Here is a 23,304-nt window from a genome sequence, read left to right as displayed (position 1 = left end):
CGGGTGTCATCCCGGTTTCGCCGCTGCACTGCTAGAACGACTTGCGCAACTGCACCCAGCAGTGCACGGAAGTATTGGCATTGGCGCTCAGTATTTCCGGCGTGCGCCCAAACGGGAACGCCACGCTCGCGCTGAGCAAGAGCTTGTACGGTCCGTTCCACTGCACGCCGAAACCGGCGCTGCTCAACTGTCCGGTGTTCGGCCCCGGAACGAACGGGTTCTTGTACTGCTGCACCCACCCCGTATCGACGAAGACGGAAAACTGCCAGATGCCCGGTATGTTCTGGAACGTAGCGTCGTGGCGGTACTCGACGGTGGCGAGATAGCCGCGCGAGCCGGACAGCACGCCCACGTCGTAGCCGCGCACGCTATCGGGACCGCCCAGGTAGAACTGCTCGGAGGTGTCGAGGTTCTTGCTCGACGTTTGCCCGGAAAAGCCGAAGTACAGCGCGTCGCTGCGCGTGAACTGCTGCAGGCGCGACAGTGAGAGCGAGAGCTTGACGTAATGACCCGCCGTGTCCGCGCCGAGCTGGTCGATAAGGTCGGTCTGCCAGTTGTTCGCCGCGAGCACGCCGTAAGTCATCGCGAGGCGCGCATTGGTCACGCCCGTGGAGTCGATCTGATCGCCGGCGAGCGTGGTGGTCACGCTGTTGGTGTGGCGATCGTTCTGGAGTCCTATGATATCGATGTTGTCGTTGAGCCTGCGGAAGTCGTATTCGATCTGCCCGTAAAGATTGCCGCGCGTATTGCGGATGATCGGCTGCGCGAGCACCACGCCGCCGACGAAGGCCGAACCATGCGCCTGAAGATCGGAAAGGTCGTTGCCGAGGTGATAGTCGAGCCCCGACACCGTGGCCCCGAGCGTGGTGCCCTGCCCGTTGAGCAGATAGCGATAATCCATGCGTCCATAGGTCATGCCGTGGCCCGAGGTCAACGCGCTGAAATCGAGCAGATCGCCCTGGTTGAACACGCCGTTGATGTTCAGGTCGCCGCTGCCTCGCACGCGCCCGCTATAGGGATCGCCGAAGTTGTCCACGCCCGCGTCGCCGGTGAAACGCTGCTGGGGCGTCACGTCGACGAGCAGGTCGGACGTGCCCACCTGTTGCCCCGGCCGCAGCGTCGAACTCACCTCCGCGCCCGGAATGTCCTGCATCAGCAAGAGCGTGCGTTCGAGCTGGAATTCGCTCACCGGCTGCCCCGACTGCAGCGCCGCGAGCGTATTGTTCAGCACGCGGTCCGACACGCGGCTCTGGTTGTTCAGCGAGACCGCGCCGTAGCGCGCCTCGGCCACGTCGATGCGCACGACGCCGTTCTCGATCGTCTGCGCGGGCACATAGGCCGTGGCGAGCGGGAAGCCGTGTTCGTGATAGACGTCGCTGATCTTGTCGGCGAGCGCGTTCAGGTCGCTCAGCGTGAGATTTTTGCCTTCGCTCGACGCCACCACCGCATGCAGCAGCTCGGTAGGCAGTTGCGTATTGCCCGTGATTTCGATCTTGACCACGGCGAACGTCCGCGTGTTGTCCGCGGGCGCGCCTCTGGGCGGCTGGATCGTGAGATCGAGGTTCGAAGGCGGCGGCTGCAGCGAGGGCTGCGGCGCCTGCTGGAGCAACTGGCCGCTGTTCGGCGGCGACGGCACGCGCACTTGCGCGTGAGCCGCGAAAGCCGATCCGGCGAGCGCGACGGCGAGGCGGATTCGTGTTTTGCGCAGCCGGTTCGAGCGAATCTCGATCATGGTATGAAGATGCCGTAGGTCGCGCTTGCCGCGCGTGCGTCGTCTTTTTCCTGCGCCGGGAAGTCTCAGTTCGCGGGCAGCCGAACCCCTCCGTTGAGCACGGTGAGCGCGAGGCCCGAATGGAAATCCGTGCGCGCCACATTGCGCTCGTTGGGGTGGTCTTCCTGTTTCTGGTTGCCCGCATAGTCGCCCTGCGCGGAATCGGAGGCGGTGCCGTACGGCGTGCTCGTCTCGTCCGGTCCGAGCGGCGCCTGCACGCTCGCCAGCGCGCCGGAAGGCACGGGAGCCACGGGCGTGATGATGTCCGCGGTCAGGCCCGATGGTTGCACGAGCACATAGTTGCCCGCGTCGGCGCCGCTTGCCGTCATCGCCGTGCTCACCGGCTTGTGGAAACCGACCGACGGATTGTCGAAGTAGCCCACGGTGTCGTTGCCCAAGGTCACGCTGTCGTGGCCGAGCACGCCGGAAAGCGTCGCGCCCGAAAGCGCATCGAGCACGGTGCCGTTGTAGGTCCGGTTGCTCGTCAGCGTGTCCACCACGATCAGCGGCGCGGGCGTGACCGTCACCCAGTCCACGCCACCCGCCAGCGTGTAGTTGCCGGCGAGCGCGACGCCGTTGCCGCTTAGCGTATAGCCGCCGAGGCCGCCCGGCGCGAACGCATTCTGGCTGCCGACGTTCTTCGTCGCGAGCGTGCCGGTGCCGGAGAGCGTGAGCGTTTCGCCGTTCACGCCATGCAGCACGCCATTCGCGCCGAACAGGCTCGCCGCCGCGCCGTTCGTCGCGTCGTACACGCGGCTGCCCGTGAGATCGAGCACGGCGGGCGTGATATTGGCGGACGTGCTTGCCGTCGTGTTGAACGTGTAGTTGCGGGCGTCCGCGCCGCTGCCTGTAATGCCCGTCACGAAAACCGGAATGCCGCTGCCCGCATTCGGCGTGACGAAATTCGCCGACTGCGCGCTGAAGCTCACATTGTCGCCGGCCAGAATGCCGTTGCTCGCGAGGCCGACCGAAGCTGCGGTGGTGCCGTCGTAGACCTTGCTGTTACCCGTCGCGGTGACGGTGACGGCAAGCGGCGTGATGGTGACCCAATCGACGCCGCCAGCCAACGTGTAGTTGCTGGCAAGCGTCGAACCGTTGCCGGTCAGCTTGAACCCGTTGAGTGCGCCGGGTGCGAACGGCTTCTGCTGCCCGGCGTCCTGATTCACGAGATTGCCCTCGCCGGAAAGCGTCAGCGTCTGGCCGTCCACGCCGGTTAGCACGCCGTTGTTGCCGAACAGGTTCGCGCTCGCCTGGTTCGTGCCGTTGTAGACGCGCGTGCCCCTCAGGATCAGCACGAACGGGAAAATGTCGGCCGTCGCGACTGTCGACGTGTTGTACGTGTAGTTGCCGAGATCGCTGCCCGTACCGGTGATGCCCGCCACATTGACCGGAATGCCGTTGCCCGCGTTCGGCGTGGCGAAGTTCGCGCTGCCTGCCGCGAAGCTGGCCGTGTCGCCCGCTACAAGTCCACTCACGGTCAGTCCGCTGAGCGTTGCCGCGGTGGTCGCGTCGTACGTCTTGTTCTGCGCGATGGCCGTGATCGTCAGCGCGCGCGGCGTAATGTCCGCGCTCGTCGTCACGACCTTGCTGCCGAACGAGTAGTTGGCGATATCCGTGCCGTTGCCGTACAGGCCCACCGAGATCGGAATGTTCTGGCCGACGTTGGCCGTGGCGAAGTCGGCCGAGTTGTAGCCGACCGACGCGTTGTCGCCCGCCACGAGGCCGGTCACGGTGAAGCTGCCCAGTTGCGCGGCCGTCGTGCCGTCGTAGACCTTGTTCTCGCCGGTGGCCGCGACCGTCACCGGCCTGGGCGTGATGTTGACCGAGTCGCCCACGCCCGAGCCGAGCGTGTAATTGGTGGTGAGCGCGCCGCCGTTTCCGGCAAGCGTGAAGCCCGCCAGGCCGTTGGCGGCGAAGGGCTGCTTCGCGTTCACGTTCTTGCCCGCGAGCGTGCCGGCGCCGGAGAGCGTGAGCGTTTCGCCGTCCACGCCCGTGAGTACGCCGTTGTTGCCGAACAGGCTCGCCGCCGCGCCCGTCGTGCCGTCGTAAATGCGCGTGCCCTGCAGCACCAGCACGTAGGGGTAGATGTCGGCGGCAGTCGTCGCGCTGGCGTTGAACGTGTAGTTGCCCGCGTCGGCGCCGCTCGCCGTGATGCCGTTCACCGCGACCGCAATGCCGTTGCCCGCGTTCGGCGTGGCGAAAGTCGCGCTGCCGAAGCCGAAATTCACGTGGTCGCCCGCCAGCACGCCGCTGGGGGTGATCGTCGCCGTGGCGTCGGTGGTGCCGTTGTAATAGCGGCTCTGGGCCGTCGCGCTGACCGATACCGCGAGCGGGTTGATGGTCACCCAGTCCGTTCCGCCCGCGAACGTGTAGTTGCCTGCGAGCGCCGCGCCGTTGCCCGTGAGCGTGAAGCCCGCGAGGCCGTTGGCCGCGAACGGCACCTGCGGGCCGGCGTTCTTCGTCGCGAGCGTGCCGGTGCCGGAAAGCGTGAGCGTTTCGCCGTTCACGCCCGCGAGCACGCCGCTGGTGCCGAACAGGCTCGCCGCCGCACCCGCCGTGCCGTCGTACGCACGCGAGCCCGTGAGGCTCAGCACGACCGGCAGAATGTTCGCCGTCGTCGTCGCGAAGCTGTTGTACGCGTAGTTGGCCGCATCCGCGCCGCTCGCGGTGATGCCGTTCACCGTCACGGTAATGCCGTTGCCCGCGTTCGGCGTGGCGAAGTTCGCGCCCGCGAAACCGAAGTTCACCGTGTCGCCGGCCAGCACGCCGGTCGTGGCCACCGTGGCCGTGGCGGCCGTCGAGCCGTCGTAGGTCTTGTTTTGCGCGCTCGCGCCCACGACGATCGGGCGCGCCGTGATGTCGCCCGTGAGCCCCGTGGGCTGCGTCAGCACGTAGTTGCTGGCGTCGGTGCCGCTGATGGTCATCGTCGATGGCGCTACCGCCTTGCCGGTGCCCACGTTCTTGTCCGCGAACGTGCCCGTCGTGTCGTTGCCGAGCGCGACGCTGTCGCCGCCGAGCACGCCGGAAAGCGCCGCCCCGCTCAGCGTGGCGTTCGTGGTGGCGTCGTAGACCTTCGTGTTCACCGTGGTCCCGGTCACGGTGAGCGTGGCGGGCGTGATGTTGACCCAGTCGGTGCCGCCCACGAACGTATAGTTGCTGGCCAGCGCGCCGTTGTTGCCGGTGAGCGTGAAGCCCGCAAGACCATTGGCGGCAAACGCCTGCTGCGGGTTCACGTTCTTGCTCGCGAGCGTGCCGGTGCCGGAGAGCGTCAGCGTCTCGCTGTTTGCGCCGCTCAGCGTGCCGTTGCTGCCGAACAGGCTCGCGTTCGCGTTCGCCGTGGCGTCGTACACGCGCGTGCCCTGCAGGCTCAGCACGAACGGCGTGATGTTGGCCGTAGTGGTCGCGCTCGTATTCGTGAACGTGTAGTTGCCCGCGTCCGCGCCCGTTTCGGTGATGCCCGAAACCGTCACCGTCTTGCCCGTGCCGACATCCTTCGTATCGAACGTCGCGGACTGGTCGTTGTAGACCACCTGGTCGCCCGGCACGACGCCGGGGCTGTTGAGCCTAACGGTTGCCGCCGTGGTGCCGTCGTAGACCTTGTTGCTGGCCGTCGCGACCACCGTAACGCCGAGCGGCGTGATGCTCGCGAAGAGGCCGCTGGGCTGATTGAGCGTGTAATTGCCCGCATCCGTGCCCGAAATCGTCATGCTCGTGGTCACCGGCTTGTCGGTGCCCACGTTCTTGTCGTTGAACCGGCCCTGGGTCGCGTTGCCCAGGGTCACGCTGTCGCTGCCCAGCACGCCGTTGAGCGTGGCGCCTTGCAGCACCGCATTGGCGTTGCCGTCGTACACCTTGTCCTGCGCCACCGTGTTGTACACGTAGAGTTGCGCGGGCGTGACGCTCACCCAGTCGGTGCCGCCCGCCAGCGTATAGTTGCTCGCCTTCGCCGAGCCGTCGCCGGTAAGCGTGTAGCCGCTCAGGCCGTTCGTGGCGAACGGTTTCTGATTGCCCACGTTCTTGTTGTTCAGTTGCCCGGTGCCGCTGAGCGTGAGCGTCTCGCCGTTCTGGCCTTGCAGCGTGCCGTTCGAGCCGAACAGCGTGGCCGCTGCATTCGGCGTGGTGTCGTACACACGCGTGCCCTGCAGATTCAGCACGCGCGGCGTGATGCTGGCCACGGTGTCCGCCGTCGTATTGGCGAACGTGTAATTGGCCGCATCGGCGCCACTCTCCGAAATGCCGCTCACATGCACCGCGAGGTTGTTGCCTACGTCGGACTGCGAAAAGTTCGCCGCCGTGTCGCTGAAGCTCACCTGGTCGCCCGCTACAACTGCGGTACTGCCCAGATTGACCCGCGCCGCCGTCGTGCCGTCGTATTGCTTGTCGATGCCGGTAGCCGTGACCGTTGCCGCCAGCGGCGTGATACTGGCGGTGATGCCCGTTGGCTGGACCAGCGTGTAATTGGCCGCGTCGGTGCCCGAGATCGTCATGCTCGTCGCCACCGGCTTGTTCGTGCCCACGTTCTTGGTGTTGAAGGTGCCCGTCGTATCGTTGCCGAGCGCCACGCTGTCGCCGCCGATCACGCCGCTCAGCAGCGCGTTCTGCAAGGTCGCCGTCCTCGTGCCGTCGTAGACCTTGTCGAGCGCGATCGTATTGAGCACGGTGAGTTGCGCAGCCGTGATGGTGACCCAGTCGGTGCCGCCCAGCAGCGTGTAATTGCTCGCAAGACCGCCGTTGGAACCGTTGCCGAGCGCCAGCGTGCCGAGATTCGAGAACGGCACCTGCCTGCCCACGTTCTTGCTGGTCAGCGTGCCGGCGCCGGTCAGGCTCAGCGTTTCGCCGTTCACGCCGTTGACCACGCCGCCGCTCGAGAACAGGCTTGCATCGGCGCCGGTCGTGGCGTCGTACATGCGCGTGCCGGTGAGATTGATGACCTTCGCCGTGATCTCGCCGAGCGTGCCGGTCGCCTCCGTGGGCAGCGCGTAATTCGACAGGTTCGTGCCGAGCGCCGCTGAGTAGTCCGAAGGTTCGAGCGTCGCGCTGACGCCCACGTGCGTGCCGACGTTGGGCGACTGGTAGCCGCTCGCGGCCGTTTGCGTGACCGTGGCGCTCTGGGTCCCCACGAAGCCCGTAATCGTGAAGTCCGACGCGCCGAGCGTGACCGACTTCGTGCCGTCGTATTGCTTGACCGGATTGCCGGTGATGGTGACCGCGAGCGGCGCGGGCGTGATGTCGGCGAACAGGTTCTGAGGCTGCTGCACGGTGTAATTGCCTGCCTGCGCGCCGGCCAGCGTGAAGCCGCTCGCGGTGACCTGCAGGTTCGTGCCTGCGTTCGCCGTGGCGAACTGGCCCGCCGCGCTGCCCGAGGCCAGCGTGACGTTGTCGCTGCCCAGCACGCCCGTTAGCGTCGCGCCGCTGCTGTTGATCGTGGCCGCGGTCGTGCTGTCGTACACCTTGTTGTTCGCCACGGCGCCGTTCACGACAAGCTGCGCGGGCGAGATGTTCGCGCTCAGCCCCGCGAGCGGCTGCAGCGTATAGTTGGCCGCCGCACTGCCCGAAATGCTGAAGCCGCTCGCCGTCACGGCGATATTGTTGCCGACGTTGGCCTGCGCGAACGTGCCCGTGGTGGACGTGTTGAGCGTGACATTGCCCGCATCGGAAGGCACCACGCCCGAGAGCGAGGCGCTGCTCACGTTGAGCGTGTCGGCGGTCGTCGTGTCGTAGACCTTGTTGGTCGCGTAGGCATTGATGATGTAAAGCGGCGCGGGCGTGATGATGCCCGGCCCCGAGGCCGTCGTGGGCAACAGGTAATTGCTGAGCAGCGTGCCGCTATTGGCGGTGTAGTTGCCGGGCACGAGCGATCCGCTCACGATCCAGTTGCCCGCGTTCGCCGTCGCGTAGTTGAATTGCGCGGTCGGCGTGACGCTCGCGCCCTCGCCGCTCACGAAGCCGATAGCCTGCAGGTTGCTGCTGGTCACGCGCGCGATCGTGTCGCCGTTGTACACCTTCCTCGGCAGGCCGATCACGGCGACCGTGAGCTGGGCCGGAAGAATGGTGCCGGTCCCGTAGGCCGTCACCGGAAACGAGTAATCGCTCAGGTCCGTGCCGGCGCCGGGCGTGAGATCCGCCGCCGCCAGCGCCGCCGTCACGGCCTGCGAACCCGCATTCTTCGTCGCGTACTGGCCGGTTATCGTGTGCGAAACCGTCGCGCTGTCCGTGCCCACGAAGCCGCTGAACGTGAAATCGCTCGCGGGAATCGTGGCGATCGTGTTGCCGTCGTAAGTCTTCGACGGATTATCGGTGATCGATGCGCTCAGGCCGCCGCTGACAGGCCGCGGCACGATCGTGCCCATGCCCGATGCCACAGTCGGCAGCGCGTAGTTGGACAGCAGCGTATTCGGGCCCGCCTGGAAGTCGCCCGCGGGCAGCGTCGTGCTCACGCCCTGGTAACCCACGTTGCGCGTCGCGTAGTCGCCGGTCGGCGGATACGGATTCAGGCTGATCGATTCGCCGGGAATCGCGCCGAGCACCTCGTAATTGTCGGGGCCGAGGAAGGCCGTGGTCGTGCCGTCGAAGACCTTGGTCGGATTGTTGACGATGTTGACTTCGACCGGCGCGGGCGTGATGACCCCAGTCGGCGAAATGACCGAACCCGGGAACGTGTAATTCGACATTTTCGTGCCGGCTGCCGGCACGAAATCCGACGGCGTGAGCACCGCCGTGACCGTAATGCCCGTTCCCGCATTCGGCGTGGCATAGCTCGCCGAGGCCTGCCCGATGGTGGCGCTCTGGCCGCCCACGAATCCGGAAATCGTGTAGTTATCCTGATTCAGCGTGGCATTGGCGCTGCCGTCGTACACCTTGGTCGGCGAGCCCAGGAACGTGATCGTGAGCGGCGCGGGCGTGATATTCGCGGTGAGGCCGGAAATGCCGGTCACGGAATAGTTGCCCGCCGCCGAGCCCGTGAGCTTCATGCCGTTGACGGAAACGGCCAGGTTGTTGCCGACGTCGGACTGGCTGAACGCGCCCGTGGCTGCGCTCGTGGAGAGCGACACGTTGCCGGTGTCCGAGGGCACGACGCCCGTGATCGTCGCGCCGCCCAGGTTGAGCGCCGCTGTCGTGGTGGCGTCGTAGACCTTGTCGTTCGCGCTCACGCCGGTAATCGTCACGGACTTCGGCGTGATGTTCGCGGCGAGATACGTGGGCAGCGAAATCTGGTAATCGCCCGCCTTCGCGCCCGTGAGCACGAGGCCCGAGGGCACCACGGAAATGTGGTTCCCCACGTTGGGGGTAACAAACGCGCCGCTCGCGCCGCTCGCGTCGAGCGAAACCTGCCCGCTGTCCGAACTGATCACGCCGAAGAGCGAGGCGCCGCTCGTGTTGAGCGTGGCGGCGCGCGTGCCGTCGTACACCTTGTTGCTGGCGATGAGCCCGCTCACGAGCAGCGACGCGGGCGTGATGGTGCCCGTGCCCGTGGCCGAAACGGGCAGCGTGTAGTTCGCGAGATTCGTGCCGCTGCTCGCGACGAAATTGGTCGACGTGAAAGACGCATTGACGGGAATCCCGCTGCCCGCGTCGGCGCTCGCATACGAAACGGAGCTGGCCTGATTCACGCTCGCGCCCTGGCCTGCCACGAAGCCCGTGAAGCGATAGTTGCTGGCCGTGAGCGGCGCCGACGTCGTGCCGTCGTACACCTTGGTCGGATCGTTGACGATGCTGACCGTGAGCGGCGCGGGCGTGATCGTGCCGATTTCGGCCGAGGCCGTGCCTTTCGCCTGGTAGCCGTAGGCGGTAATGCCGCTTGAGGTGTGGATGACCACGCCCGCAAACGTCGTCGGCGAATTCACCGTAATGCCGGTTCCCGCGTTCGACGTGGCATAGGCGCCCGTTGCGCTCGCAACGACGTCGCCGTTCACGAGCCCGGTGGTCTGCAAGTTCGCGTTGGTGAGATCCGCGACCGTCGTGCCGTCGTAGACCTTGCTCACGCTGCCCGTGAGGCCGGTCAGCGTGATGGTGGGCGCGAGGCTGTAGAGAAAGCCGTTGCCGGATGCCGCCGGCGTGGTGCCGGTGGTCCCGTAAGGCGCGTTGTACTGGACATACGCGGGCGTGAGGCCGCCCGCCGTGTCTCGCCTCGGGTCGGTCGAGTAGACGAGCCACGGCGCCGAGGTTCCCGTGCTCACGGCCGAGCTGCCCGCGTTGTTCACGAAGTTGGCCTTCGTCGCGAGCACGACGCCCGCCCCGCCCGTCACGGACGCGCCCGCCGCGATCGTCAGGTTGCCCGCGCCCGCCTGCATGGTGACGGCGCCCGCGCCAGTCACGGGCGCGTTCACGTAGATCGCGTTGAGCGCCTCGAGCGTGAGGCTCGCGGCCGCGTTGGTCCAGCCGATGGCCGCGTTGACGTTGATGTCGCCCGCACCCGGCGACTGCACGCCTGCGCCGGTCGTGCCCGACGCGGTGGTCTGCTCGACGACGTTCGTGCCGCCGTTCAGCGTGTTCGAAATCTGCGTCGCCGCATTGGTGTCGATGGTGAGATCGGTCGGATCCACGAGCCACGTACCCGCGCGCCCATAGGGCGCCGCCGCCGTGATGCGCGTGTCGGGCGCAATGCTGAAATGCGCGGCCGACGTTTCGATCGAGCCGCCGTTGCCGCCGTTGGGCGCGCTCGCGTCGAGCGTGCCGCCCACGTTCACCTGCCCCGCCTCCATGCCGCCCAGCAGCACGATCTTGCCCTCGTGGTCCTCGACAGTCTGCGCGCGGATCTTGCCCGTATTGTTCACGGCGCTGGCAAGCAGCGTGTCTTTCGCGCCGGCGGTCATGATCACCTGGCCGCCGTCGGCCACCAGAAGCTGCCGGTTTTCGGCGAGCGTATTGAGCGTGCTCGCATCCACCTGAATGTGGACGAGCCGCGAACCGTCGAACGTGAGGGTCGCCGCGCTCGCGCCCGCGAGCGCGATGGTGCCGAGCCGCGCGCTAACGACGCCCTGGTTGGATACGCGATTGCCAAGGAGTACGACATAACCGCCGTCGGCCGCCGTGATCGTGCCCTCGTTGACGACGCTGCCCTGCCCGTTGCCGCTGAAGCGCCGCGAGTTGCTGCCGGGACTGGCGGGATCGACGTCGAGCGTGGAGGCCACGATGCCGCCGACGTTCACGCGCGCGGACGGCCCGAACAGCACGCCGTTCGGATTGACGAGCCAGACCTGGCCGTTGGCGTTGAGCTTGCCGAGCACGGCGCTCGGCGTGCTTCCGAGAATGCGGTTGACCGCGAGCGCGCTGCTGCCCGGCTGGACGAAATTCACCGTCTGGGCCGCGCCCACGTTAAAACTTTGCCAGTTCAGTTGCAGCGTCGGGCTGCCCTGCTGGATTGTCGTAATCGCGCCCGACTGCTGGATCGACCCGACACCCGAAACGATCTGGCCGCCGCTGGGTCCGCCCGCCGCGTACGCAAGACTCATCCACAGGAAAGGCGCGCCGCCGGCGAGGATCGCAACGGCGCGGCGAACGCCTCTGCCTGCGCGGCATGCGCCTCGGCCCGCGCGCCGGCTTGCGAGTTCGGATGCGACGACCCATTGCCTGAGGGACCGATTCCAGCACAGCCGGTAGATGTGGTTCATGGCGTCGTCCATCGTCGGCGAGGAACACCCCGCGCTCACGCCCTGCGTGGATCGACGCGAATGCGCGTCCACGGACGCTGCGCTGCCAGGTGTGACAGTCCAGACCGGTTTGCTGCGCTCGAACCGCACAGCATAGGGGTTCACCACGAAAGTTTCGTAAGTTCAGCCAGGAATTTCCATAGGGACTCGGGGCAACCGCCGTTGCCCCTTCGGGCAAGGAACGATTGCATACGGTCATCGCCGGGCGAGCGCCGGGCGATGAACGCGGGCCGCGCCCGATTGCCCTTGAGGGCAATCCTTTTGCCCCTACTACCGATAGCGGAACGCAGTCGCCGCTCACATACTGGATTCCCGTGCATCGCTCGCGGGCATGTCGCCCCGCGCGCCGCTCCGGTAGCGCCGACGCAGTCCAACACCCTGGCTGATCATGGTCCATCCCGCACCTGAAGCGATTAACGCCCCCTCTGAAACCGCCTCGCCGGCCGCGCCGGAAAACATGGTCCGCATTCCGGGCGGCACGTTCCTCATGGGCTCGAACGAGCACTACCCCGAAGAAGCGCCGGCGCACAAGGTGCGCGTTCGCGACTTCTGGATCGATCGCCATACGGTGACGAACGCCCGGTTCCGGCAATTCGTCGAGGCGACGGAATACGTGACCTCGGCCGAGCGCCCAGCCAACCCCGACGACTATCCCGGCGCGTTGCCCGAGATGCTGGCCCCTTCCTCGGTGACGTTCGCCAGACCCCCGCACCGCGTCGATCTACGCAACCACTACAACTGGTGGGCCTATACGCGCGGTGCGGACTGGCGTCATCCGCGCGGGCCGGCCAGCTCGCTGGAAGGGCTCGACGATCATCCCGTGGTGCACGTCTCCTATGAGGACGCCGCCGCTTACGCGCACTGGGCGGGCAAGGATCTGCCCACCGAAGCCGAATGGGAATTCGCCGCGCGCGGCGGCCTGGACGGTGCGGAGTTCGTGTGGGGCGACGAGTTCACGCCCGAAGGCCGGCAGATGGCCAACACGTGGCAAGGCGAGTTCCCGTGGCAGAACCTGCTCGAGGACGGCTACGAATGGACCGCGCCGGTTGGCTCGTTTCCGCCCAACGGCTACGGCCTGTACGAGATGGCCGGCAACGTGTGGGAGTGGACGAGCGACTGGTACCAGGACCACGGCAAGATCGTGAAGGCGTGCTGCACGCTCGACAATCCGCGCGGCGCAACGCGCGAGTCGAGCGTCGACCCGCGCACGCCCCAGCTCACGATTCCGCGCAAGGTCATGAAGGGCGGCTCGTACCTGTGCGCGCCGAATTACTGCAGGCGTTACCGGCCCGCAGCCCGGATGGCGCAGCCTGTCGATACCTCCACGTGCCATGTGGGCTTTCGTTGCGTGGTTCGCGACAACGCCTGCGGTTGAATCCCACACCGCTACCGTCAACGGTAGCTCTACGACAAGGAGTGTTCCATGGCGGGCAAGAAGAAACCCAACTTCCTTATCCTCTGGGGCGATGACATCGGCCAGTCCAATCTCAGCATTTTCTCGAAAGGGCTGATGGGCTATCGCACACCCAACATCGACAGCATCGGCGAAGCGGGCGCGGTATTCACCGACTACTACGGCGAACAGAGTTGCACGGCCGGCCGCGCGTCGTTCATCACGGGGCAGTGCGGGTTGCGTACCGGGCTGACCAAGGTGGGGCTGCCGGGCGCCGCGCTCGGCATGCGCGCCGAGGACCCCAATATTCCCGAGCTGCTCAAGGATCTCGGCTACAGCACCGGCCAGTTCGGCAAGAACCACTTCGGCGACCGCGACGAGCATCTGCCCACGATGCACGGCTTCGACGAATTCTTCGGCAACCTGTACCACCTCAATGCCGAGGAAGAACCTGAACTGCCCGACTATCCCGATCCCAAGGAGTTTCCGGACTTCCACAAGAATTACGGCCCGCGCGGCGTGCTGCATTGCTGGTCCGACGGCAAGGGCGGCCAGAAGATCGACAACACCGGGCCGCTGACCAAAAAGCGGATGGAAACCATCGACACCGAGTTTCTGGCGGCCGCGAAGGAGTTCATCCAGAAAGCGCACAAGGAAGACAAGCCGTTCTTCCTCTGGTTCAACACCTCGCACATGCACTTTCGCACGCATATCGAGGACCGCATTCGCGGTCAGGCAGGTCGTTGGCAGTCCGAATATCACGACTGCATGGTCGAGCACGACAAGCATATCGGCGAGATGCTCGCGCTGCTCGACGAACTGGGCATCGCGGACGACACGATGGTCATGTACAGCACCGACAACGGTCCGCACATGAACTCCTGGCCCGACGCGGGCATGACGCCGTTTCGCAACGAGAAAAACTCCAACTGGGAAGGCGCGTACCGCGTGCCCTGCGTCGTGCGCTGGCCTGGCGTGATCGAGCCAGGCACCGTGTGCAACGAGATCGTGAGCCACCTCGACTGGCTGCCCACCATCGTGGAGGCAGCGGGCAACCCGAACGTCAAGGAGGAGCTGAAAAAGGGCTTCAAGGCCAACGGCAAGGACTTCAAGGTGCATCTCGACGGTTTCAGCCTGTTGCCGTACTTCACCGGCAAGGCTAAGAAGCCGGAGCGAAAGGGCTTCTTCTATTTCACCGACGACGGCGACCTCGCGTGCCTGCGCTTCGACAACTGGAAGGTCGTCTTCATGGAGCAGCGCACGACCGGCACGTTGAGGATATGGGCAGAGCCGCTCGTTACGCTGCGCGTGCCGAAGATCTTCAACCTGCGCACCGACCCGTACGAGCGAGCCGACGTCACATCGAATACTTACTACGACTGGCTGCTCGATCACGTGTTCATTCTCGTGCCCGCGCAGGCCGGCGTGGCCGAGTTCCTGCAGACGTTCAAGGAATTCCCGCCGCGCCAGAAAGCGGCCAGCTTCGGCGTGGACCAGGTGATCGAAAAGATGATGGATGCCGCCGGCGGCGGTCATCGCTAATCGCTCGGGCGGCGTTCGTCGGGACGCCGCCCGGGTTCTCGCCCATCGCCAGGATATCCATGGACGCCAGGGACCTGATTCTCCTCGCGCTCAAGTGCGCCATCGCGGCAACGGTGTTCACCTACGGTCTACAGGCAACGCGCGACGACTTCCTCTACATCGCGCACCGGCCGGGCCTGCTGCTGCGCTCGCTCGTCGCCATGCTGGTGATCATGCCGCTCATCGTGGTCGCGTGCGTGTACTACCTCGATTTGCCGCAGCCCACCGCCGTGGTGCTCGTCGCGCTCGCCATCTCGCCGGTGCCGCCGCTGTTGCCGAGGAAGCACAAGAAGGCGGGCGGGGTCGCGCCCTATGGTCTGGGCCTGCTCGTCGTCCTCGCGCTGGTTTCCATCGTCACGGTGCCGCTCTCGGCGGCGCTGCTCGACTGGCTCTTCGCGCGGGCGATGAGGGTCGCGCCGTTCGCGCTGGTCAAGATCGTGCTGACCATGATCATCGCGCCTCTGGCGGCCGGACTTCTTGTGTCGAAGCTGATGCCGCGCGCGGCGCACTACCTGCTCACGCCCGTGCGCCGCGTCGCCACGCTGCTGCTGTTCGCGGGCGCCCTCGTGCTGCTCGCGGGCACCTGGCATGCGATCTGGTCGGCCACCGGCCACTGGACGGTGCTCGCCATCGTTGCCTTCGTCCTCGCGGGGCTCGTTGTCGGGCACTCGCTCGGCGGACCCGAACCGGAGCACGCGTCGGTGCTGGCGCTGTCCACCGCTTCGCGCCATCCCGCTATCGCGCTGACCATCTCCGCGATGAACTTTCCCGGCGAGCAGTTCGCGCCCACGCTGGTGCTCTATCTGATTCTCTGCACGCTCCTCGCCATTCCTTACGTGAAATGGCAACGCAGCCGCTCGGCCCTTTCGTCCGGCACGCCCTGAAGGTCACGTCATGCCAGCTCCTCACGACCGCGAAACCGCCTCCATCCCGGACACGGATCTGTCCGCCCCCCTGAAGCCCGACGAAGGCACGCTGCAAACGCGCGCGCGCACCTCGCTCGCGATCGAGCGGACCTTTCTCGCCGCCGAACGCACGCTCATGGCGTGGCTGCGCACCGCGCTCTCGATGATCAGCTTCGGCTTCACGCTGGCGAAGTTCTTCGAGTACGTGGCGGGCCAGAAGGGCGCGCCCATTGTGGGGCGCTTCGGGGCGACCTGGTCGCCGCGCGTGGTCGGCACGGCCATGGTCGTGATCGGGACGGTGGCCTTGCTGGTCGCCGTCGTCCAGCACAAGCGCCGCGTCAACGCATTGCGTCGCGAGGGACTCTTGCCGCAATGGAATCTCGCCTACTGGGTCGGCATTGCCGTGGCGGCGCTTGGCGCGTTCGCGCTCGGCGCGCTCGTGCTGGACTGATTTGCGCTTACCGGGGCGCACTCGTGCGGTTCGGCCCCGCATAGCCCAGCAGCGCCGATACTTCCACCGCGCCGCGCGCGATCAGCGCCTTGAAGCGCTCCATGCCCGGCACGCCGCGGCTCACCGGCGTGCCCATCACGAGCGCCGCGATCACCGCGCCCGACTCGTCGCGTATCGGCGCGGAGAAGCCCACTACGTCGGCGGAACTTTGCTCGACCGTGACGGCCACGCCGGTCTCGGCCACTTCCTTGAGGAGCGCCTTCAACTCGCGCTTTTGCGTGCGCGTGGCGGGCGTGTGGGCGCGCAACTCGGCCGTGCGGAAATACTCGGTCTGCTGCGCCTCGCTCATCGCGGCCAGCAGCACGCGGCCGCCCGAGGAGGAAAACAGTTCGCGCCGCTCGCCTATGCCCGCAATGAAGCGAATCGCGTTGCGGCTTTCCGCCGACATCACGTAGACCATCGAAGGCCGGTCGCTCGCGAGCTGACCGATGAGGATCGTTTCGCCCGCCTCGAGCGCGAGGCGCTCCATGACCGGGCGTGCGATTTCCGGAAAGCGCCGCTGCGCGACGATGGCTGCACCGAGCTTGAATGCTTCCACGCCCAGCGCGTATTTGCCGCCGTCGTGCGAGAGATAGTGCGCATGCGTGAGCGCGCGCAGCAACGCGAGCAGACTCGTTTTCGGCGTGGCGCTCAGTTCCGCGAGTTCGGTGAGCGTGGCGCCCTGCGGATGGTCGGCGAGAATGCGCAGCACCTGCACGATGCGCGTAGTCGCCCGCGGTCCGGGCGACGCGGTGGATTCGGTGCCCGGCTCGCGGTCTTCGGGGGGGTGCGCCATGGATCGATTGACGGTTGAACGGTGCGAAAAATTATACATGTCGCCCTGCTCCCGAAAGCGATGCGGACCGTACGGCCAGTGCGCGCTCACGCGGCTTCCTCATGCTCGCCGCGTGCGTGCGTTCGCGCGTGCGTGTCGATCGCGCCGCTCTCGCACAGCGCGTCGATGCGTGCGGCGTCGAGGCCGAGCAGACCGTCGAGCAGCGCGCGCGTGTGCTCGCCGAGCAAGGGCGGCGGCACGTCGTATTGCACGGGCGTGGCCGACAATCGCAGCGGGCTCGCCACGCTCGGCGACGTCCCCGCCAGCGGATGCGCAATGCGGCGCACCGTTTCGCGCGCGTGCGCATGCGCGCAGCCGAACGCCTGCGCCACGTCGTTGATCGGACCGCACGGCACGCCGCACGCTTCGAGCGCTTCGATCCACGCGTCGCGCGTGCGCGTGCGAAACGCTTTTTCGAGCACCGGCAATAGCAGCGCGCGATTCACGCTGCGCGCGCTGTTGGTGGCGAAGCGCGGGTCCGCCGCGAGTTCGTTCAGATCCATCGCGCCGCACAGCGAGCGGAACTGGCTGTCGTTGCCGCACGCGAGAATCAGATGACCGTCGCTGGCCGCGAAGGTCTGGTACGGCACCACGTTCGGATGCGCGTTGCCGAGGCGCCGCGGCGCCTCGCCCGTGCACAGATAGTTCATCGACTGGTTCGCGAGCATCGCCATCTGGCAGTCGAGCAGCGCGATGTCGATGTGCTGGCCGAGGCCGCTGCGCTGCCGCTCGATCACGGCGGCCAGCACGCCCGTTGTCGCGTACATGCCGGCCATGAGGTCGGTAACGGCCACGCCGACTTTTTGCGGACCGCCGCCGGGCGTGCCGTCGGGCTCGCCCGTCACGCTCATGAGACCGCCCATGCCCTGAATGAGGAAGTCGTATCCCGCGCGGTGCGCGAGCGGCCCGCTCTGCCCGAACCCCGTAACCGAGCAGTAGATGAGCGCGGGATTGAGCGCCGCGAGGCTTTCGTAGTCGAGCCCGTACTTCTTCAGGCCGCCCACCTTGAAGTTCTCCACCAGCACGTCGCACCTGCGCGCGAGTTCGCGGATCAGCGCGGCGCCTTCGGGCGCGGCGATGTCCACCGCCATCGAAAGCTTGCCGCGGTTCGCGCACTGGTAATACGCGCTCTCCACGGTGTCGCGCCCCGCTTCGTCGCGCAGGTAAGGCGGCCCCCAGGAGCGCGTTTCGTCGCCGGCTCCTGGCCGCTCGATCTTGATCACCTGCGCGCCGAGATCCGCGAGATTCTGCGTGCACCACGGCCCCGCCAGCACGCGGGAAAGATCGAGCACCCGTATGCCTTCCAGCGGACGGCCGCGTTGTTGTCGTGACTGCGCTTTCGTCTGCTGCGATGCTTCTTTCGTCTGCTGCATGTGAAATGACCTCTGCCTGGATTACGGGACTACACGTTCATGCGCGTTGTTCATTCGAGCGGCTTGCCCGCCGTTTCGGGCATGCGCCAATAGGTGAAAAGACTCACGGCCGCGCCCGCGCACACGTAGGCGAGAAACCATCCTTCCCGCTGCTGCGATTGCAGCCACGTCATGAGGTACGGCGTCGTGCCGCCGAGCAGGGCGACCACGAGGTTGTATGCGGCGCCAATGCCGATGCCGCGCACCGCGGTCGAGAACAGCTCGGCCATGATCGCGGGCGCGATGGCCGAATACAGCCCGTAAGTCAGCAGACCGAAACATTCGACGAGCAGCATCGAAGTCATGCTCGACCCAATCGAGCGCACCACGGGATAGAGAAACACCAGGTAAGCCGTGGCGAACACGATCAGTTGCGGACGACGCCCGAAACGATCCGACAACGCGCCGAAGAACGGCTGCGCGAGCATGAAGATGGCAATGCTCAGCGTGCTGGCCAGAAACGCGTCGGCTGGCGTCGCGCCCGCGTGCCGGATCGCGTAGATCGGCATGAAGCTGATGAAGAGATAAAAGCTGAATGCGCCGAGCACGCTAATGCCCACGAGGCGCACGACGGCCGTGCGATGCTGCTTCCACGTCCACCAGAGCGAACGGCGCTCGATGCGGCCAGAGCGGCGCAATTGCTCGAACGCGTGCGTTTCGCCCACGTGGCGGCGCATCCAGAAGCCCGCGAGCGAGCCGCAGCCGCCAATGAAAAACGGAATGCGCCAGCCCCACGCCATCAGCGCTTCCTTCGACATCGTGTTCGTCATCACACTGGCAAGCCCGGAAGCGAGCAACAGCCCCGCCGCGATACTGAAGAACAGGAAGCTGCCATACAGCCCTCGACGCTTCGCAGGCGCGGATTCCGCGAGGAACGTCGTGGCCGCGCCGTATTCGCCGCCCACGGAAAGCCCTTGCACCATGCGCAGCACCGTCATGAGCACGGGCGCGAACACGCCGATGGTCGCGTAAGCAGGCAGCACGGAGATCAGCAACGACGAGCCCGCCATCATCATGATGGTGAGCGTGAGCGCGGCGCGCCGGCCGAAGCGGTCGGAGAAGCCGCCGATCACCCAGCCGCCCAGCGGCCGCATGAAGAAGCCCACGGCGAACACGGCGAAAGTCGCGAGCAGCGAGGCGGTGTCGTTCTCCGCGGGAAAGAACTGCTTGCCGAAGTAGATCGCGAAGGTCGTGTACACCGACCAGTCGAACCACTCCACCACGTTGCCGACGCTGCCGGCGAATATGACGCTGGCCGTGCGTCGCGGCGCCGCCTGGGCAGCCGCGCCGGCCTGCGCGATCTCGGGGTTGGCGTTCATCCAGCTTGTCTCCTTGATTCCTGTTTTCAGGTTTATTCGAACCGGTATTCGTGTTCCGAATGTAGCATCAGATTCCGAATACAGAACCAACGTAGTGCTTGGCGTATACCCTCGAAACACCGATTTTTCAGGCTATTTCTCTTTATAAACAGTTGCTTATAGCTCAACCATGCTCAACCGACGCCGTTCCGATATTCGAACGACGTTGCCGATATCGAAACACACTTCTAGAATCGGACCACGCTATCGGCGCGGCGCGCCATCCAACTATCGGAGGAAGACAGACATGACGACACACGAGGACGCCCAACTGCTCGGACGCGGTTTCTACTGGCAGGAGTTGCAGGCGGGTCAGCGCTTTCGCACGTTCCGGCGCACGGTCACGGAAACCGACCTCGTCAATTTCATTTCGGCCACCGGCATGCTGGAGGCGATCTTCATCGACGCGCATTTCGAGCACGGCGCCATGAGCGGACGCCCCGTGCCTGGCGCGCTCACGAGCGGCCTGATCGAAGGCTTGCTGTTCCAGACCATGGTGCAAGGCACCGGGCTCGCCATGCTCGAGTTCTCGATGAAGGCGCACGCGCCCGTGCTCGTGAACGACACGATCTACGGCGTGGTGGAAGTCGAGGACGTGAAGCCCACCTCGAAGCACAATCGCGCCGTGGTCACGAGCCGCGTGGAAGTGCGCAACCAGCGCGACGAGCTGGTGCTCTCGTACACGGTCAAGCGCATGCTCGCCGGCCGCCCCGAATGAGCGCGCAAGCGCCCGATGACTTCGCACTGCCAGGAACTGCGCGTTAAGCGCAGCACGTCATGAACGACTCTTTCGTACTCAGAACGATTCCCCCCGAAGACGAAGCCTTGCGCGCGCCGGTGCGCGCATTCCTTGCCGAAGCGCTCAAAGGCGTGCCGCCCGCCGTGCGCGCGCGTTCGTGGCTCGGCTTCGACGCCGGCTTCAGCCGCCAGCTCGCCGCGCACGGCTGGCTGGGCCTCACGCTGCCGCGCGAATATGGCGGCGGCGGCCGCAGTCCGTTCGCGCGCTTCGTGCTCGTGGAGGAACTGCTTGCGGCCGGCGCGCCGGTGTCGGCCCACTGGATCGCCGACCGCCAGAGCGGCCCGCTCATCGCCCGCTATGGCACCGATGAGCAGAAGGCGTTTTATTTGCCGCGCATCTGCAAGGCCGAGGCGTTTTTCTGCATCGGCATGAGCGAGCCGAATGCGGGCTCCGACCTCGCGAGCGTGCGCACGCGCGCCGAGCGCACGGCCAATGGCTGGCGCCTCTCGGGCCGCAAGATCTGGACAACCAACGCGCCGCACTCGCACTTCATGATTGCGCTCGTGCGCACCTCGGGCGCACCCGAGGATCGCCATCGCGGGCTCTCGCAACTGATCGTCGATTTATCGCTGCCGGGTGTGCATATCGCGCCGATCCGCGACCTCACGGGCGATGCCCACTTCTCCGAAGTCGCTTTCGACGATGTCGAACTGCCAGAAAACGCGCTGATCGGCACCGAAGGCGCGGGCTGGGAACAGGTCACCGCCGAACTGGCGTTCGAGCGCAGCGGCCCCGAGCGCATTTATTCGAGCATCGTGCTGCTCGAAGAATGGGCGCATACGTTGCGCGAGGCCGCCCGCGCGACGCATGCGCCGGCTGGCGAGAGCGAGCGCCGCACGCTAGGCGCGCTCGTGACCGAACTGGCCACGTTGCGCGCGATGTCGGTGGCCGTCACGGGCGCGCTCGCCGACGGTGCGAGCCCCGCCACGCAGGCCGCGCTCGTCAAAGACCTCGGCACCAGTTTCGAACAGAACGTGCCCACACTGATCGGCGACGCGCTGGGCGCGCATCCGCAGCAAGCCGTCGCAAGCGATCTTGCCGATACGCTCGACTACGTGACGAAAATCGCGCCGTCGTACTCGCTGCGCGGCGGCACGCGCGAAATCCTGCGCGGCATGATCGCGCGCGGCCTGGGCCTGCGCTAAACGAACGAAGAACAGGGAGAAGAACACCATGGACGACATGCTCACCGAATCGGCGCGCAACGTGCTCGCGCGTCATTGCACACCGCAATTCGTGCGCACCGTGGAAGCGGCGCGCGAGCGCGATGCGGGGCGCGCCCTGTGGGACCAGCTCGACGCGCTCGGCTTTCTCGATGCGCTCGTACCCGAGGAAAAAGGCGGCTCGGGCATGCGCCTCGCCGCGGCGGCGGGCGCACTGTTCGAATTCGGCGCGCACGCGTTGCCGCTGCCCGCCGCGCACACCATGATCGCGCGCGAGCTGCTTGCGCGCTCGGGCGTCGAAGCCCCGCGCGGACCCATCGCCATCGCGCTCGGCCATGCCGCGCGGCACGGCGCGGCGTTCGTGCCCTACGGTCTCGTGGCCGACACGCTGATCGTCGAAACCGTCGATGGGGCGAGCCTCGTTCCGCTCGCAAGCGCCGAGTTGCGCGCGCATGGCGACAGCCTCGACGCCACGCTCACCTACCGCGCGCACGCGGCGCGCGCGCTGCCCGCCACCGTGCGCGGCCTGGGCGAGCTGGGCGCGCTCGCCACGGCGGCGACCATGGCGGGCGGCATGCAGCGCGTGTTCGACATCACGCTCGGCTACGTGAACGAGCGCCAGCAGTTCGGCCGCTCGCTTGGCAAGTTCCAGGCCGTGCAGCAGCAGTTGAGCGTCATGGCCGAGCACGTGGCCGCCACGCGTGTCGCGGCGCAGCTTGGCTGCACGGGACATCACACTTCGGAACAGCGCATCGCGGCGGCCATTGCGAAGGCGCGCGCGAGCCGCGCAGCGCCGCTGGTCGCGAACGGCGCGCATGCGCTAGTGGGCGCGATGGGCATTACCGCCGAGTACGATCTGCAGCTTTATACGCGACGGTTGCACGCGCAACGTCTTCAATACGGTTCGGAATCGTTCTGGGACGATGTGGTCGGCACGCACGCCATCGATCACTGGAGCAACGTCGCTGCGGGCGTCATCGGCATTTACGATGCGCTCGACGAGGCGGCGGCGGTCGGCACGTAAGCCCCCATCGGCCTGTACTCGCCATGGTGTCCGAAACCCATCGCCGGAACGCGGGGCTCCGGCGGAAATACGCACCATGAGCCGTTGTCATGCAGGAAGAACACGAGCGACAGTGCGCCATTCGTGCGTTCGACCTCGATGCAAACGTGGCGCCATGGCTTGCTCCTGGCACGACGAAAGCGTGTTATCCGAACCCGCCTGGCGGCTTCCGAACCGAACCAGGATTCGACAACGTCACGCAGCGATCTTTCACGGACGTTCATCCGCCCCTCCTGCAAATCCGCGCATCCCAATGGAATGCCCGTGAGTGACCTCAAACGGCGCCGGCCAGTTCCGGCACGACCGTGAACAGGTCGCCCACGAGGCCGTAATCGGCCACGCTGAAGATCGGTGCTTCTTCGTCCTTGTTGATCGCGACGATGACCTTCGAGTCCTTCATGCCCGCCAGATGCTGGATCGCACCCGAGATGCCGACCGCCACGTACAGTTGCGGCGCGACGATCTTGCCCGTCTGGCCGACCTGATAATCGTTCGGCACGTAGCCCGCATCGACCGCTGCGCGCGAGGCGCCGAGCGCGGCGTTGAGCTTGTCGGCGAGCGGCTCCAGCACTTGCGTGTAGTTCTCGCCGCTGCCCAGACCCCGGCCACCCGAGACGATGATCTTCGCGCTCGTGAGTTCCGGGCGGTCGAGCTTCGTGACTTCACGGCCGACGAACTGCGAAAGACCGCTGTCGGCTGCGGCGTCGAGCTTTTCGACAGCTGCGCTGCCGCCTTCTGCCGCGACTGCATCGAATGCCGTCGCACGCACGGTGATGACCTTGATCGCATCTTGAGACTGCACCGTCGCGATGGCGTTGCCCGCGTAGATCGGACGCTCGAACGTGTCGGGCGAATCCACGGCGGTGATGTCGCTGATCTGTGCG

General features: G+C 66.4%; 13 protein-coding genes. 7 read left to right on the top strand and 6 right to left on the bottom strand.

Annotated features, from left to right (window positions below; translation table 11 throughout):
• Positions 1-31 precede the first annotated feature (31 nt).
• Both U5768_RS19540 and U5768_RS19535 read right to left on the bottom strand, forming a co-directional pair.
• Positions 32-1,732 carry a ShlB/FhaC/HecB family hemolysin secretion/activation protein gene (locus U5768_RS19540; protein ID WP_322032046.1) on the bottom strand — a complete coding sequence of 567 codons (1,701 nt, stop codon included), beginning with the start codon at positions 1,730-1,732 and terminating at the stop codon, positions 32-34.
• Between the two features lie 65 nt (positions 1,733-1,797).
• Positions 1,798-11,529 (bottom strand): YDG domain-containing protein, encoded by a 9,732-nt coding sequence (locus U5768_RS19535; RefSeq protein ID WP_322032045.1) that lies wholly within the window; start codon positions 11,527-11,529, stop codon positions 1,798-1,800.
• 349 nt (positions 11,530-11,878) lie between these two features.
• On the opposite strand from U5768_RS19535, the gene U5768_RS19530 reads away from it, so the two are divergent.
• Genes U5768_RS19530 through U5768_RS19515 form a run of 4 tightly spaced genes read left to right on the top strand, consistent with a single transcriptional unit; the run spans position 11,879 to position 15,751 of the window.
• Positions 11,879-12,796, top strand: a complete 918-nt coding sequence (locus U5768_RS19530) for a formylglycine-generating enzyme family protein (protein ID WP_322032044.1) — start codon at positions 11,879-11,881, stop codon at positions 12,794-12,796.
• Between the two features lie 48 nt (positions 12,797-12,844).
• A complete protein-coding gene (locus U5768_RS19525; RefSeq protein ID WP_322032043.1) occupies positions 12,845-14,356 on the top strand; it encodes an arylsulfatase in 1,512 nt (503 codons plus the stop codon).
• Positions 14,357-14,415: 59 nt separating this feature from the next.
• The gene (locus U5768_RS19520; protein ID WP_322032042.1) at positions 14,416-15,279 is read left to right on the top strand and encodes a hypothetical protein; all 864 of its coding nucleotides are present in this window, start codon (positions 14,416-14,418) and stop codon (positions 15,277-15,279) included.
• A gap of 10 nt (positions 15,280-15,289) precedes the next feature.
• Complete coding sequence (locus tag U5768_RS19515; protein ID WP_322032041.1) at positions 15,290-15,751, top strand: DUF202 domain-containing protein; 462 nt, start codon at positions 15,290-15,292, stop codon at positions 15,749-15,751.
• 7 nt (positions 15,752-15,758) lie between these two features.
• On the opposite strand, the gene U5768_RS19510 is transcribed toward U5768_RS19515, so the two are convergent.
• From U5768_RS19510 to U5768_RS19500, 3 genes are all read right to left on the bottom strand, one after another.
• Entirely contained in the window at positions 15,759-16,586 is an 828-nt protein-coding gene (locus U5768_RS19510; RefSeq protein ID WP_322032040.1) for an IclR family transcriptional regulator, read from the bottom strand.
• A gap of 86 nt (positions 16,587-16,672) precedes the next feature.
• Complete coding sequence (locus tag U5768_RS19505; RefSeq protein ID WP_322032039.1) at positions 16,673-17,998, bottom strand: CaiB/BaiF CoA-transferase family protein; 1,326 nt, start codon at positions 17,996-17,998, stop codon at positions 16,673-16,675.
• A gap of 50 nt (positions 17,999-18,048) precedes the next feature.
• Positions 18,049-19,356 (bottom strand): MFS transporter, encoded by a 1,308-nt coding sequence (locus U5768_RS19500; protein ID WP_322032038.1) that lies wholly within the window; start codon positions 19,354-19,356, stop codon positions 18,049-18,051.
• A 286-nt stretch (positions 19,357-19,642) separates the two neighbouring features.
• Between U5768_RS19500 and U5768_RS19495 the strand changes: the two genes are divergently transcribed.
• Genes U5768_RS19495 through U5768_RS19485 form a run of 3 tightly spaced genes read left to right on the top strand, consistent with a single transcriptional unit; the run spans position 19,643 to position 22,381 of the window.
• Positions 19,643-20,113 carry a MaoC family dehydratase gene (locus tag U5768_RS19495; RefSeq protein WP_322032037.1) on the top strand — a complete coding sequence of 157 codons (471 nt, stop codon included), beginning with the start codon at positions 19,643-19,645 and terminating at the stop codon, positions 20,111-20,113.
• Between the two features lie 59 nt (positions 20,114-20,172).
• Positions 20,173-21,339 (top strand): acyl-CoA dehydrogenase family protein, encoded by a 1,167-nt coding sequence (locus U5768_RS19490; protein ID WP_322032036.1) that lies wholly within the window; start codon positions 20,173-20,175, stop codon positions 21,337-21,339.
• A gap of 28 nt (positions 21,340-21,367) precedes the next feature.
• On the top strand, positions 21,368-22,381 hold the full coding sequence (locus tag U5768_RS19485) for an acyl-CoA dehydrogenase family protein (RefSeq protein ID WP_322032035.1): 1,014 nt from the start codon (positions 21,368-21,370) through the stop codon (positions 22,379-22,381).
• Positions 22,382-22,694: 313 nt separating this feature from the next.
• Here U5768_RS19485 and U5768_RS19480 read toward each other — a convergent pair.
• Positions 22,695-23,304 (bottom strand): electron transfer flavoprotein subunit alpha/FixB family protein (locus U5768_RS19480; RefSeq protein ID WP_322032034.1); only part of this gene is annotated, 610 nt, incomplete at its 5' end.

Source organism: Paraburkholderia sp. J76 (genome assembly GCF_905220295.1).
Classification (GTDB): Bacteria; Pseudomonadota; Gammaproteobacteria; order Burkholderiales; family Burkholderiaceae; genus Paraburkholderia.
This window is presented reverse-complemented; position numbering and strand designations above follow the sequence as displayed.